General features: G+C 67.9%; 12 protein-coding genes. 3 read left to right on the forward strand and 9 right to left on the reverse strand.

Annotated features, from left to right (window positions below):
- The first annotated feature begins 113 nt into the window (after window positions 1-113).
- Window positions 114-1280, forward strand: a complete 1167-nt coding sequence (locus tag ACSFBC_RS17470) for a GGDEF domain-containing protein (RefSeq protein WP_435511603.1) — start codon at window positions 114-116, stop codon at window positions 1278-1280.
- Between the two features lie 5 nt (window positions 1281-1285).
- Here ACSFBC_RS17470 and ACSFBC_RS17475 read toward each other — a convergent pair whose 3' ends face one another.
- From ACSFBC_RS17475 to ACSFBC_RS17485, 3 genes are read right to left on the reverse strand one after another with little or no spacing between them, the layout of a single operon-like run.
- Window positions 1286-2116, reverse strand: coding sequence for an urease accessory protein UreD (locus tag ACSFBC_RS17475; protein ID WP_435511604.1), 831 nt, complete (start codon window positions 2114-2116; stop codon window positions 1286-1288).
- 31 nt (window positions 2117-2147) lie between these two features.
- The gene (locus ACSFBC_RS17480; RefSeq protein WP_435511605.1) at window positions 2148-2669 is read right to left on the reverse strand and encodes a nucleoside deaminase; all 522 of its coding nucleotides are present in this window, start codon (window positions 2667-2669) and stop codon (window positions 2148-2150) included.
- Window positions 2666-3694, reverse strand: coding sequence for an ABC transporter substrate-binding protein (locus tag ACSFBC_RS17485; protein ID WP_435511606.1), 1029 nt, complete (start codon window positions 3692-3694; stop codon window positions 2666-2668). The genes ACSFBC_RS17480 and ACSFBC_RS17485 overlap by 4 nt, the downstream gene beginning before the upstream one ends.
- 395 nt (window positions 3695-4089) lie before the next feature.
- Between ACSFBC_RS17485 and ACSFBC_RS17490 the strand changes: the two genes are divergently transcribed.
- Window positions 4090-5166: an aromatic ring-hydroxylating dioxygenase subunit alpha gene (locus ACSFBC_RS17490; RefSeq protein ID WP_435511607.1), complete on the forward strand. Its 1077-nt coding sequence runs from the start codon at window positions 4090-4092 to the stop codon at window positions 5164-5166.
- Between the two features lie 49 nt (window positions 5167-5215).
- The gene (locus ACSFBC_RS17495; RefSeq protein WP_435511608.1) at window positions 5216-5614 is read left to right on the forward strand and encodes an OsmC family protein; all 399 of its coding nucleotides are present in this window, start codon (window positions 5216-5218) and stop codon (window positions 5612-5614) included.
- Between the two features lie 4 nt (window positions 5615-5618).
- Here the strand turns inward: ACSFBC_RS17495 and ACSFBC_RS17500 are convergent, their stop codons facing one another.
- The 6 genes from ACSFBC_RS17500 to ACSFBC_RS17525 all read right to left on the reverse strand — a co-directional run bounded on the left by ACSFBC_RS17500 (window position 5619) and on the right by ACSFBC_RS17525 (window position 11982).
- Window positions 5619-6164, reverse strand: a complete 546-nt coding sequence (locus ACSFBC_RS17500; protein ID WP_435511609.1) for a hypothetical protein — start codon at window positions 6162-6164, stop codon at window positions 5619-5621.
- A 67-nt stretch (window positions 6165-6231) separates the two neighbouring features.
- Window positions 6232-6717: a nucleoside deaminase gene (locus tag ACSFBC_RS17505; protein WP_435511610.1), complete on the reverse strand. Its 486-nt coding sequence runs from the start codon at window positions 6715-6717 to the stop codon at window positions 6232-6234.
- Between the two features lie 7 nt (window positions 6718-6724).
- Window positions 6725-7498, reverse strand: a complete 774-nt coding sequence (locus tag ACSFBC_RS17510; protein WP_435511611.1) for an ABC transporter permease — start codon at window positions 7496-7498, stop codon at window positions 6725-6727.
- Complete coding sequence (locus ACSFBC_RS17515; RefSeq protein ID WP_435511612.1) at window positions 7495-8361, reverse strand: ABC transporter ATP-binding protein; 867 nt, start codon at window positions 8359-8361, stop codon at window positions 7495-7497. Before ACSFBC_RS17515 ends, ACSFBC_RS17510 begins: the two co-directional genes overlap by 4 nt.
- A 130-nt stretch (window positions 8362-8491) precedes the next feature.
- Window positions 8492-9523 carry an ABC transporter substrate-binding protein gene (locus tag ACSFBC_RS17520; RefSeq protein WP_435511613.1) on the reverse strand — a complete coding sequence of 344 codons (1032 nt, stop codon included), beginning with the start codon at window positions 9521-9523 and terminating at the stop codon, window positions 8492-8494.
- 158 nt (window positions 9524-9681) lie between these two features.
- Window positions 9682-11982 (reverse strand): NADP-dependent malic enzyme, encoded by a 2301-nt coding sequence (locus ACSFBC_RS17525; RefSeq protein ID WP_435511614.1) that lies wholly within the window; start codon window positions 11980-11982, stop codon window positions 9682-9684.
- Window positions 11983-12061 lie beyond the last annotated feature (79 nt).

Below are 12061 nucleotides of genomic sequence, written 5' to 3' on the forward strand. Positions count from 1 at the left end.
GGCGGGGTGCTGTCGGCGAAGGCGCCGAATGCAGTCATAGACCTCTTGGCGGGAGCGCGCCCGGGGTCGGTTACGCTTGATCTCCCCCGTCCAGCCTCGCCGCCATGCCGACCTTGTCCTCCGCCCTGGACCCTCGCTCCGTCATCGTGCTTGCCGGCGTGATGGGCTTGCTGATGTCGTTGGTGATGTTCTCCATGCGCCGCAGCTACCCGGCGGGCATCCGCGGTTTGCGCGAATGGACGTTGGCGCCCCTGATATGTTTTGGGAGCACGGTGCTGTTCGCCATGCGCGGCGTGCTGCCCGATGTGCTGACCGTTCCGCTCGCCAACATGGTGCTGTTCCAGGGCTGCATCACCTACTACGCCGGCAGCCAGCTGTTCCTGGGCCATGCGCGCGATACGCGCGGCTGGAGCCTCGTGACGCTGCTGCTGGGGGCGGTGCTGTTCTGGTATTCGCATTTCCAGCCCGACTACACGATGCGGCTGGCGGTCTTCACGCTCACCATTTCGCTGTTGTTCGCGGCACATGCCCGGCTCTACTTGCGGCATTCCCTGGCGCAGCTCGGCCTGCGCGTGATGACGGGCCTGCTGCTGCTGCAGGCCACGGTGGCGGGACTGCGCTTCATGACCGTGCTGCTGGGCGCGGCCGGCACCGACCTGCTCCAGCCGTCCTGGATGCAGGTGGTCTACATCGTGATGTATTCCTTCACCGCGCTGCTGATGAGCATCGCCGGGGTGCTGATGGCCACCGACCGGGTCCGCATGGAGTTCGAGTTCATGGCCACCCACGACCCGCTGACCGGCGTGCTGAACCGGCGCGCGCTGTTCGCGCAGTCCCAGAAGGCCTTCGCGCGCAGCCAGCGCGGCGAGGTGCCGATGGCGCTGCTGATGCTGGACGCCGATCACTTCAAGCGCATCAACGACGCCTTCGGCCACCAGACCGGCGACGCGGTGCTGCGCGAACTGGCGCAGCGGCTGCAGGAGCCGCTTCCAGCCGCAGCACACTTCGGCCGCTACGGCGGCGAGGAGTTTCTCGCGGTGCTGCCGGGCCTGACGCCCGACGCGGCCCATGCCGTGGCCGAGCGACTGCGCGAAGGCCTCGCGCGGCCCTTCGATGCCGGCTCGCCGCTGGCAGCCGTCGGCATCGACAAGCTCACGGTGAGCATCGGCATGGCCGCGTTCCAGGGCGCGAGCGATACGCTGGATGCGATGCTGGCGCGCGCCGATGCGGCGCTCTACCGCGCCAAGGCGGCGGGCCGCAATCGCGTCGAGGTGGCCTGAGCGCCCTACATCGCCCAGATGCGCGGCGCCCCGGGCGGCCTCTGCCACAGCGCGGTGCGCCATGCCTGCCAGACCTGGCGCAGCAGCTGCATCGCGGGCTCGACCACCGGCGCGAGCACGCGCAGCACCACCACCTCGGCATGCGGGCCGGTCGCGCCCGCGCTGGCGACCAGCGGGTGCGCGTCGGTCAGCGTGCGCGCGATGTCGAGCAGGGCCTCGCGCCGGGCGCGCGGGATCGGCGTGCCGGCCACGAAGAACAGCGAGGCGATGCATCGGTGGCCGGCCAGCCCGATCGGGCTTTGCAGCAGGCGCTGGTCGGTGGCGTCGATGCGGCCGCGTTCGAGCCACACGCCCGGCACCTCGATGTGCTGCAGCAGGCTGCCGCGTTCGAAGGGCAGGTTGGCACCGGGCAGGCCCAGCGCGCTCACATCCCAGCCCAGCAGTTCGGCGCCGGGCGCGAGGTCCATCCGCAACCGGTTCTCGGCGCGGCAGCCGCTGTAGCACAGCGCTTCGAGCGGCAGCCATTCGAGCCGCGCGTCGGCCTCGAGCTTGATCTGCGTGCGCTGGATGGCCGCCTCGCCTTCGGAGCGGTAGAAGCGCGTGGCGCCGGGTGTGGTCACCAGGCCATGGCTGCCGGGCGCGCCGGTGATCGCGATGTCCAGGGTGTCGCCGCCCACCAGCCCGCCGGGCGGATGCACCAGCACGTTGTGGCAGACCGCGTCACCCTCGGGATAGAGGCTCTGGAGGATGCGCAGCGGTCCGTCGTGGCGAAAGCGTGCGACGCTGCGTTGGTTTTCGGCGCTGTAGTCGAGCGCGAGTCGGGCGTGCCATGGCATGGAGGGAGTCTAGCGATCGGTGGCGCGGACCTCAGGCCTTCCAGGCACCCTCGTGCGCCGCGCTCGCCTCGTCGATCAGCGCGGGCCCGATGCACTCGATCGGATGCGGCGAGGCCGCGAACACGTCGCGGCACGAGAGTTCGGCGTCGCGCTGGTCCTGGCGCTCGCCGCGGAACACGCGCAGCCGCTCGGCGTCGATGCCGAACACCACGCGGCCGATGTTGGCCCAGAAGATCGCGCCCGCGCACATCACGCAGGGCTCGGCCGACGAGTACAGCGTGGCGCCGGCCAGCAATGCGCGGTCGGGGCGCCGGGGCGCGAGCGCGCGGATCGCGCTGACCTCCGCGTGGCCGGTGCAGTCGCCGGTCTCGAAGCTGTTGTTGTAGCCCTCGGCCAGCACCTCGCCCTCGGCCGACACGATGACCGCGCCGAAGGGCCGGTTGCCGCGGCGGCCCGAGGCATGCGACCACAGGATCGCCTTGCGCAGGTAGCGGCCGTCGCGCTCGTCGAGCGTGGTTTCGAGGGGGAGGGCGGTGGTGGATGTGAATTTCATGTCTTGACCATGCGTTCGCCGCGCGCGGGCAGCATCGAACCGTTGAAGATCGCGTCGGCCGAGGGGCGGGTCTTGAGGCCGAAGACCTCGGCCACCTCGTCGACCTGCTGCTCGAGCAGCAGCTTGCGGATGTCGCCCACGCCGTGCGCGCGGGTGTCGGGTGCGGCCACGTATTGTGCGGTGATGCCCCAGCGTTCGAGCTCGACCTTCTCGTCGAGGATCGGCTCGCGCAGGCGCATGGCCGCGATCGACGGCGCGGGCGCGGCCAGCGTCTCCATGATCGCCCGGTGGGTGGCGCGCAGGAAGCCCGCGACCACCGTCGGCTTTTCGGCGATCAGCCGGCTGCTCGCGAGGATGGCGTTGCCGTAGAGGTTGACGCCGGCGTCCGAATACCGGAGCACCGACAGCTCCTCCATCTTCATGCGTGCGAACAGCGAGACGGCCGAGTCGTGGAAGTAGGTGGCGGCATCGACGTCGCCGCGCACCATCACGTTGTCGCGGGCGCTGAAGTCGGTGGTCTGCCACTGGAAGGCATCGGGCTTCATGCCCTTCTTGCGCGCCACCATCGGCCAGGCGCGGCGGGTCGACTCGACGGCCGCGGCCGCCACCTTCTTGCCCTGCAGGCTGGCGAAGTCGGCGGTCACGCCGCGATCCTTGCGACCGATGATCACGAAGGGTGCGCGGTTGTAGTACTGGTAGACCGCCTGCACCATCGGCGTGCCCGCGTTCTGTGCATTGAACTCGATCAGCGAGCTGATGTCGCCCAGGCCCAGCTGGTAGACGCCGCTCGCGATGCGCATGATCGACGCCACCGAGCCCGCACCGGTGTCGATGCTCACGTCCAGGCCCTCGTCCTGGTAGTAGCCGCGGCTGTGGGCCAGGAAGAAGGGCGCGGTCTGGCCGTTGATGCGGAAGTCGAGCGTGAACTTCAGCGGCGTGAGCTTGGCGCTCTGCGCGAGGATGAACGGCGCCGACAGGCTGGCGGCGATGGCGGTGGAGGTGGCGAGAAAGCTGCGGCGTTGCATAAGAAGAGACCTCTGCTGGAAATCGTGGTGTCTTGAATGAAGCCCGCTGCATCACGCTGCAAGGGGCGCTTCAAGAGCAATTTCCGGGCGGCGCACGCGGGAGGTGCGGTGCGCTGCTGAACGCTTCTACTCTTGGAGGTGTTGAAGCACGAGGCATGCCAATGCCTTTTTCTCCCTCCCCTTCCGGGGGAGGGCAGGGGTGGGGGCACGCAGCCTTCGATGTGCACGCCGCAGCCCCCATCCCAGCCTTCCCCCGGCGGGGGAAGGAGCAAGAGAAGCAGTCTCTGGTGCGCAACTTGCTTGTGTATCGGCTCAGAGTAGAAGCGTTCAGCCGGTGGCCCCGGTGGGAAATTGCTCTTTCATGTTTGTTCCCACGCAACCGAAGGAGTCCGCTCATGCTCGTCACCCAACAACCCGTCTTCCGCAAGTTCTGGCATGCGGTCATGCCGCTCACCGACCTGGCGCAGGGCCCGAAACCGTTCCGGCTGCTGGGCGAGGACATCGTGCTGTTCATCGACGCCGACGGCCAGCCGGCTGCCCTGCGCGACCGCTGCTGCCACCGCACCGCGAAGCTGTCGAAGGGCTGGTGCGTCGATGCCGAAGGCCAGGCCTGCGCATCGGGCGCGATCCAGTGCGGCTACCACGGCTGGACCTACGACCGCAGCGGCCAGGTGATCCGCATCCCGCAGTACGAGGCCGACCGCAAGATTTCGGCCGAGTACAGGACAACCGCCTACCACTGCACCGCCCGCTACGGCTATGCCTGGGTCGCACTGGAAGACCCGATCGCCGACATCCCCGCCGTGCCCGAGTTCCACGACCCGGCCTACCGCACCATCTTCCAGTTCCATGAAGAGTGGCAGACCAGCCCGATGCGGGCGCTCGAGAACTCCTTCGACAACTCGCACTTCAGCTTCGTGCACCGCGCCACCTTCGGCGTGCCCGACCAGCCCAAGCCCAGCAAATACGAGTTCGTCGAGCGCGAGAACGGCTTCTATGCCGAGACGGTGATCGCCGCGGCCAATCCGGCGCGCTTCCATGCGATCAGCGGCGTGAGCGAGCCGGTGACGCAGCGCCACATGCGCAACGCCTACTTCCTGCCTTTCTCGCGCCGGCTCGACATCGAGTACCCCTCGGGCATCCGCCACATCATCATCAACTGCTTCACGCCCATCGACGACGGCCGCATGCAGCTGTGCCAATGGCTCTACCGCAACGACACCGAGGCCGATTGCCCGGCACAGTTGCTGATCGACTTCGACGAGGAGATCACGCGCGAGGACAAGGACATCCTCGAATCGACCGACCCCGACGCCATGGTCGATACGCGCCGCCGCGGCGTCGAGTACTCGATGGAGTCCGACAAGCCCGGCATCATGATCCGCCGCCATTTGATGCAGCTGTTGGCGAAGCACGGCGAGAGCGAGGTGCACCGCGGCGCGCGCACCATCCCGCTGATGCAGGCGGCCTGAGACCGCCGGGGGCGGCGCTACCATGGCCGCACACTTCCCAGGAGCCCCCATGAGCATTTCAGTCCGCCGCGACGGCACCACCGGTACGCGCCACACCGTGCACGTGCGCAACCATGCTTTCGCGGTCGATGCCTCGCCCGCGGGCGGCGGTGCCGATGCGGGCCCTTCGCCGCACGACCTCTACGACGCCGCGCTGGCCTCGTGCAAGGCGCTCACGGTGCTGCTCTATGCGCAGCGCAAGAACATGCCGGTCGAAGACATCGAGGTGAAGATCGAGCGCGACGACAGCCAGGAGCGCCAGGGCGTCTACCGGCTCAAGGCCTCGCTGCACGTGACCGGCGCACTCGACGACGCGCAGCGCGCGGAGCTGCTGCGCGTGGCCGCCAAGTGCCCGGTGCACCGGCTCATGGTCGACGTGAAGACCGAGATCGAAACCGGCTGGGCCTGAGCGTCTAAGCGGCAGGCGTGTCCAGCACCGCCAGCACCCGCCCGTCGCCGATGAAGGATTCACCCACCAGCATCCGGAACACCGTGCCGGGCTGGAACTTCGGCAGCGCGAGCGCCGGCGTGAGGAACTCGACCGGCAGCCTTTGTGCGGTGCCGCGGCGGAAGCTGCCGCCTTCAGGCACCTTCCATTTGCCGGAGAACCCTTCGTTGCCGAGCACGAAGGCGCAGTGATGCTCGCCCTCGGCGATGGCGATGTCCTCGGCCGGCACCGAGGGCGGACGCAGCGTGAGTTCGACCTGCACCTGCGGCCGGAAAGGGGTGGCTTCGGCGAAGGTGGCAACCGGGGTTTCCTCCGCCGGCTTGCGCTTGATGCGGCCGACCAGCCAGGCGATCACGTTGCCGATCACCGGAATCCACAGCAGCATCAGCAGCGTGCCGATGTCGCGCGCGGTGGTGCCGGGCAGGCTCAGGTGCCGCAACGCGGCGCCGCCCAGGGCGACGCACAGAAGGATGATGACGATGAGTTTGCGGCGGGCTTGGATTTGGGTCATGGAGGCGAAGGGCAACAGTGGGCGACGAGAGCCCGCGCCACTGTAACCACTTGGGGTGCGGCCGGACTCAGCCGGCGCCGTCGCGTGCCCAGAAGCCGCGGTGCGTCGCGGTCATCTCGTCGGCCACTTCGGGCACCGGCCCGATGACCTCGATGCGCTTCTGGCCGCGCGCGAAGACCTCGCGGCAGGGCAGCGACAGCGTGGGGTTCTCGGGATGGTCGCCGGTCAGAGCGAGCAGCGCCGACTCTTCGGCGCCATAGACCACGCGCCCGATGTTGGCCCAATAGGCCGTGCCCGCGCACATGGCACAGGGCTCGAACGTGGTCACCAGCGTGCATTGCCACAGGTAGTCGGCCTGCCAGTTGAGCGCCGCGGTGCGCGCCAGCGTGGCCTCGGCGTGCTGCACCGTGTCGATGTTGCCCTGCTCGGCCAGCACCGTCTCGCCGTCAGGCGCGATCAGCACCGCGCCGAAGGGATGGCGGCCCATGGCCATCGCGCGCCGGGCCACGGCGTCGGCGCGGCGCAGCGCCTTCGTGATCTGTTCAGGTGTCATGCGCCGATTATTGGTCTTGTGATCCGCGATGGGCCCAGCCGGTGGTGTGCTTCTCCACCACGCTGAAGAGTTCATACATCCCCATCGCCATCGCGCCCACCACCATCAGGCCCGCGAAGGCCAGGCCCATCTGCATGGCCGAGCCGGCGGAGATCAGCAGGTAGCCGATGCCTTCGTTGGCGGCGGTCATCTCGCTGACCGTCGTGCCGACGAAGGCCAGCGTGATCGCGACCTTGAGCGAGGCGAAGAAGTAGGGCATGGAGCGCGGCAGGCCGATCTTCATCAGCACGTCCCAGCGCTTGGCGCCCAGCACGCGCAGCACGTCTTCCAGCTCGGGTTCGAGCGTGGCCAGGCCGGTCGCGATGTTCACCATGATCGGGAAGAAGCTGATCAGGAAGGCCGTGAGGATCGCCGGCCCGACGCCGATGCCGAACCACACCACCAGGATCGGCACGAAGGCCGCCTTGGGCAGCGCGTTGAAGGCCGTCATCAGCGGGTACATCGCCGCATAGGCGAGGCGCGAGCTGCCGACCACGAAGCCCAGCAGCACGCCCACCACGATCGCCAGGCCGAAGCCCGCCATCGTGACCCAGAAGGTGCGCCAGGCATGGCCCGCGATGATCTCCTTGAACTCCCAGAACTGGTTCCAGATGCGGATCGGGCTCGGGAAGATGAAGTCCGAGACCTCGAAGCCCGAGCAGACGATCTGCCAGAGCACGAGCACCGCGACCAGCAGGATCCAGGGCGACCAGCGTTCGATCTGCTTGCTGTTGTTCTTCATGCGGCGGCTCCTGCGGCGGCGGTTTGTGCGGCGCTGATGCCCGTATTGCGGATGGCGCCGATGTGGCTGCGCAGCTCGAGCACGATGTCGGTGAATTCCTTGGTGTAGGTGAGCTCGAGCTCGCGCGGGCGCGGCAGCTCGATTTCGCGCTTGACCACGAAGCGCCCGGGGCTCTTGCTCATCACGTAGACCGTGTCGGCCAGGAACACGCTCTCGCGCAGATCGTGCGTGACCAGGATCACGTTGAACTGCTGCTCGGTCCAGAGGTCGCGCAGGATGCACCAGAGCTCTTCGCGCGTGAAGGCGTCGAGCGCGCCGAAGGGCTCGTCGAGCAGCAGCATCTTGGGCTCGTGGATCAGCGCGCGGCAGATGCTCGCGCGCTGCTGCATGCCGCCCGAGAGCTGCCACGGGAACTTGTCTTCATAGCCTGCCAGGCCCACTTTCTGCAGCAGCTTGCGCGCGCGCTCCACGTACTCCTTGCGCTTGGCCTTGAAGCTCGAGCGGTAGGGCTCGACGATCTCCAGCGGCAGCAGCACGTTGTCGACCGTGGTGCGCCAGGGCAGCAGCGAGGGCGCCTGGAAGGCCATGCCCGAGATCTTGAGCGGGCCGGTCACCGGCTGGCCGTCGATGCGGATCTTGCCCATCGAGGGCATCTTGAGCCCGGTCGTGAGCTTCATGAAGGTCGACTTGCCGCAGCCCGAGGGGCCGACGATGGCGATGAACTCGCCGCGCTTGACCTGCAGGTCGATGGCCTCGACCGCGAAGTGGTTCTCGCGCAGCAGCTCCTCGTTGTAGGCGAGCCAGACGTCCTGGAAGTCGACGAAGGGGGTGTCAATGACGGGGGTATGGGAGTCAACTGGCATGCATGCGTCCGGTTCGGTGGGTGACGTGTCTTCGCCAGGCATGCCGCCGATCCGGCTTTGCCGGGCGGCTGGCATGGCCCCCTGCAAGGGGGAGGCGACTCCACGAAGTGGGGGCGCTTCGGGGGTGTGCCTATTTCTTGAGGATGTTGAGTTCGGCGGCCGACGGCAGCAGCGCCGCGGTCCACACCGCATCCGGGCTCACGCGTGTCTTGGTGTTGAAGGCGTCCGATACCTGCGAAGCCATCAGCGCCATGCGGCCGGCGTTGACCGCGCCGAAGCCTTCGGCCCGCGCATCGGGGCTGTTGATCACGGTGTCGATGGCCAGTTGCAGGCGGCGCGTCTCGAGCTTGCTGTCGATGATGCCGTCGCGCGCCTTGACCGACTCGATCGCCACGGCCGGATTGGCGATGACTTCCTTCGCGCCCTTGGCGAAGGCCGAGAGGAAGGCCTTCACCGCCGCCGGGTTCTCCTTGATGAGCTTGGGCGACGCGATGATCACGTTGCCGTAAAGCTTCACGCCGTAGTCGGGGTAGGGCAGGATCACCACGTCGACCGCCTTGGCGCCGCGCGCCTCGAGGTTGAGCAGCGAAGTGAAGGTGAAGCCGGTGATGGCGTCGATGTCGCCGCGCACGAGCATGGTCTCGCGCAGGCTCGGGTCCATCGCGGTCCAGTTGACCGCGCCCACGTTGTTGGCCTTGGCGAAGATCGGGAAGGCGCGGCGGCCCGCGTCGAACACCGGCGCGCCGAGCTTCTTGCCGGCCAGGTCCGCGGGCTTGGTGATGCCGCTCTTCTTGAGCGCCATGACCGAGGCCGGCGTGTTGTTGTAGACCATCATCACCGCGACCGGCTTGTTCGGGCTGTCGGGGTTGTTGGCGTGGAATTCCATCAGCGCCGCGAGATCGGCGAAGCCCATCTCGTAGGCGCCCGAGGCCACGCGCGTCACGGTGCCGCCCGAGCCGTTGCCCGCGTCGATGCTCACGTCGAGGCCGGCGTTCTTGAAGTAGCCCTTGGCGGCCGGGTGCAGGAACAGCGCGGCTGGTCCTTCGAAGCGCCAGTCGAGCTGGAACTTGATCGGTGTCGTGCTCTGGGCGAAGACCGGCGAGAGGCCGAAGCTGAGCGCAGAGGCGGCAAGGAAGGACTGGAGCAGTTGGCGCTTGTTCATGGGTGACTCGCTAAGGGAATGTCACCTCCAGAAGCAATAACGGTGCCTGCACGCCCTTGGTGCGGTTTCTCCCGGGGGCCCAAAGAAGTGCGCCGTGTGCTTCAAGTGAAAACGCCCCGCACGGCGCACCGTGTCGGGGCGTTCTCGGCAGCGATGCACTATTTCTGGATCGACGCCTGCGCCACCGCCAGCGCCGTCATGTTGAGCACGCGGCGCACCGTGGCCGAGGGCGTGAGGATGTGCACCGTGGCCGCGGCGCCCAGCAGGATCGGGCCGACCGTGATGCCGTTGCCGCCGGTCATCTTGAGCACGTTGAACAGGATGTTCGCAGCGTCGAGGTTGGGGCAGATCAGCAGGTTGGCCTCGCCGGTCAGCGTGCTGGTGGGCAGCGAGGTGCGGCGGATGTCTTCCGACAGGGCCGCATCGCCGTGCATCTCGCCGTCGCATTCGACGTCGGGCGCCATCTTGGCGAACAGGTCGCGCGCGATGCGCATCTTGCGGGCCGAGGCGCGCTCGGAGGTGCCGAAGTTCGAGTGCGACAGGAAGGCCACCTTGGGCGGCAGGCCGAAGCGGCGGACTTCCTCGGCCGCCATCAGCGCAATGTGGGCCAGCTGCTCGGCCGTCGGGTCTTCGTGCACGCTGGTGTCGGCGATGAACAGCGTGTACTTCTCCAGCGTCAGCGCGTTGAGCGTGGCGAAGCCTGGCGCACCGCGCTTCGTGCCCAGCAGCTGCTGCAGGATCTTGAGGTGGCTGTCGAAGCGGCCGACCAGCCCGCACAGCATGGCATCGGCATCGCCCAGGTGCACCATCAGCGCGGCGATGCTGGTGTTGGAGCGGCGCACCATGCTCTTCGAGGCCTCGGGCGTGATGCCCTGGCGGCCCATGAGCTGGTGGTAGGCCTCCCAGTAGGTGCGGAAGCGCGGATCGTTCTCGGGGTCGACCACTTCGGCATCGACGCCCAGGCGCAGGTGCAGGCCGGCCTTCTTGATGCGCGCCTCGATCACCGAAGGGCGGCCGATCAGGATCGGCTTGGCCAGGCCTTCGTCCACCGCCAGCTGGGCGGCGCGCAGCACGCGGTCGTCCTCGCCTTCGGCATAGGCCACGCGCTTCTTGGTCGCAAGCTTGGCGGCGCCGAACACCGGGCGCATGAACATGCCGGTCTGGTAGACGAAGCGCGTCAGGTGCTGGCGGTAGGCCTCCATGTCCTCGATCGGGCGGGTCGCCACGCCGGAGGCGGCGGCGGCCTTGGCCACGGCCGGCGCGATGCGCAGGATCAGGCGCGAATCGAAGGGCTTGGGGATCAGGTAGTCGGGGCCGAAGGTGAGCTCCTGGCCCGCATAGGCGGTGGCCACTTCCTCGCTGATGTCGGCCTTGGTCAGTTCGGCGATCTCGCGCACGCAGGCCAGCTTCATCTCTTCCGTGATCTTGGTGGCGCCGCAATCGAGCGCGCCGCGGAAGATGTAGGGGAAGCACAGCACGTTGTTGACCTGGTTCGGATAGTCCGAGCGGCCGGTGGCGATGATGCAGTCGGGCCGCACTTCCTTGGCCAGCTCGGGCCGGATCTCGGGCTCGGGGTTGGCCAGCGCCAGGATGATGGGCTGCGTGCCCATGCCCTTGACCATGTCCTGCGTGACCACGCCCGGCGCCGAGCAGCCGAGGAACACGTCGGCGTCCTTCATCACGTCGGCCAGCGTGCGTGCGCCGCTGTCGGTCTGCGCGAAGCGTGCCTTCGATTCGTCGAAGCCGCCCGCGCGGCCGACGTAGATCAGGCCCTTGGAGTCGACCACGTGGATGTTGGCCTTGCGCGCGCCCATGCCGACCATCACGTCCAGGCAGGCCAGCGCCGCAGCGCCCGCGCCCGAGACCGCGATCTTCACGTCCTCGATCTTCTTGCCGACCAGCTCCAGGCCGTTGATCAGCGCGGCGGCCGAGATGATGGCCGTGCCGTGCTGGTCGTCGTGGAACACCGGGATGTTCATGCGCTCGCGCAGCTTCTGCTCGATGTAGAAGCACTCGGGCGCCTTGATGTCCTCGAGGTTGATGCCGCCCAGCGTGGGCTCGAGCGCCGCGATGATCTCGACCAGCTTGTCGGGGTCGGTCTCGGCCAGCTCGATGTCGAACACGTCGATGCCGGCGAACTTCTTGAACAGGCAGCCCTTGCCTTCCATCACCGGCTTGGCGGCCAGCGGGCCGATGTTGCCCAGGCCCAGCACCGCGGTGCCGTTGGTGACCACGCCGACCAGGTTGCCGCGCGAGGTGTATTCGGCCGCGAGGCTGGGATCTGCTTCGATGTCGAGGCAGGGGTAGGCCACGCCGGGTGAGTAGGCCAGCGACAGGTCGCGTTGGTTCAGCAGCGGCTTGGTGGGCGTGACGGAAATCTTGCCGCGCACGGGGCTGCGGTGGTATTCGCGCGCTGCTTCGCGCAGGGCTTCTTCGGCGGGTGACAGGGTGGTGGCCATGGGTATCTCCGGGATCTTCGTTGTCAGTCAAAAAACACAAGGAGAGGCTACCGCAAAGCGGTACCTCTCCTGTACGGTG

This window comes from Variovorax frigidus (assembly GCF_051216515.1).
In the GTDB taxonomy this organism is placed as follows: Bacteria; Pseudomonadota; Gammaproteobacteria; order Burkholderiales; family Burkholderiaceae_C; genus Variovorax.

What these genes read in the sequence shown, in the direction of transcription:
- ACSFBC_RS17475 (WP_435511604.1), bottom strand. Translation starts at nt 2,116, where the DNA reads ATGCCATGGCACGCCCGACTCGCGCTCGACTACAGCGCCGAAAACCAA.
- ACSFBC_RS17480 (WP_435511605.1), bottom strand. Translation starts at nt 2,669, where the DNA reads ATGAAATTCACATCCACCACCGCCCTCCCCCTCGAAACCACGCTCGAC.
- ACSFBC_RS17485 (WP_435511606.1), bottom strand. Translation starts at nt 3,694, where the DNA reads ATGCAACGCCGCAGCTTTCTCGCCACCTCCACCGCCATCGCCGCCAGC.
- ACSFBC_RS17490 (WP_435511607.1), top strand. Translation starts at nt 4,090, where the DNA reads ATGCTCGTCACCCAACAACCCGTCTTCCGCAAGTTCTGGCATGCGGTC.
- ACSFBC_RS17495 (WP_435511608.1), top strand. Translation starts at nt 5,216, where the DNA reads ATGAGCATTTCAGTCCGCCGCGACGGCACCACCGGTACGCGCCACACC.
- ACSFBC_RS17500 (WP_435511609.1), bottom strand. Translation starts at nt 6,164, where the DNA reads ATGACCCAAATCCAAGCCCGCCGCAAACTCATCGTCATCATCCTTCTG.
- ACSFBC_RS17505 (WP_435511610.1), bottom strand. Translation starts at nt 6,717, where the DNA reads ATGACACCTGAACAGATCACGAAGGCGCTGCGCCGCGCCGACGCCGTG.
- ACSFBC_RS17510 (WP_435511611.1), bottom strand. Translation starts at nt 7,498, where the DNA reads ATGAAGAACAACAGCAAGCAGATCGAACGCTGGTCGCCCTGGATCCTG.
- ACSFBC_RS17515 (WP_435511612.1), bottom strand. Translation starts at nt 8,361, where the DNA reads ATGCCAGTTGACTCCCATACCCCCGTCATTGACACCCCCTTCGTCGAC.
- ACSFBC_RS17520 (WP_435511613.1), bottom strand. Translation starts at nt 9,523, where the DNA reads ATGAACAAGCGCCAACTGCTCCAGTCCTTCCTTGCCGCCTCTGCGCTC.
- ACSFBC_RS17525 (WP_435511614.1), bottom strand. Translation starts at nt 11,982, where the DNA reads ATGGCCACCACCCTGTCACCCGCCGAAGAAGCCCTGCGCGAAGCAGCG.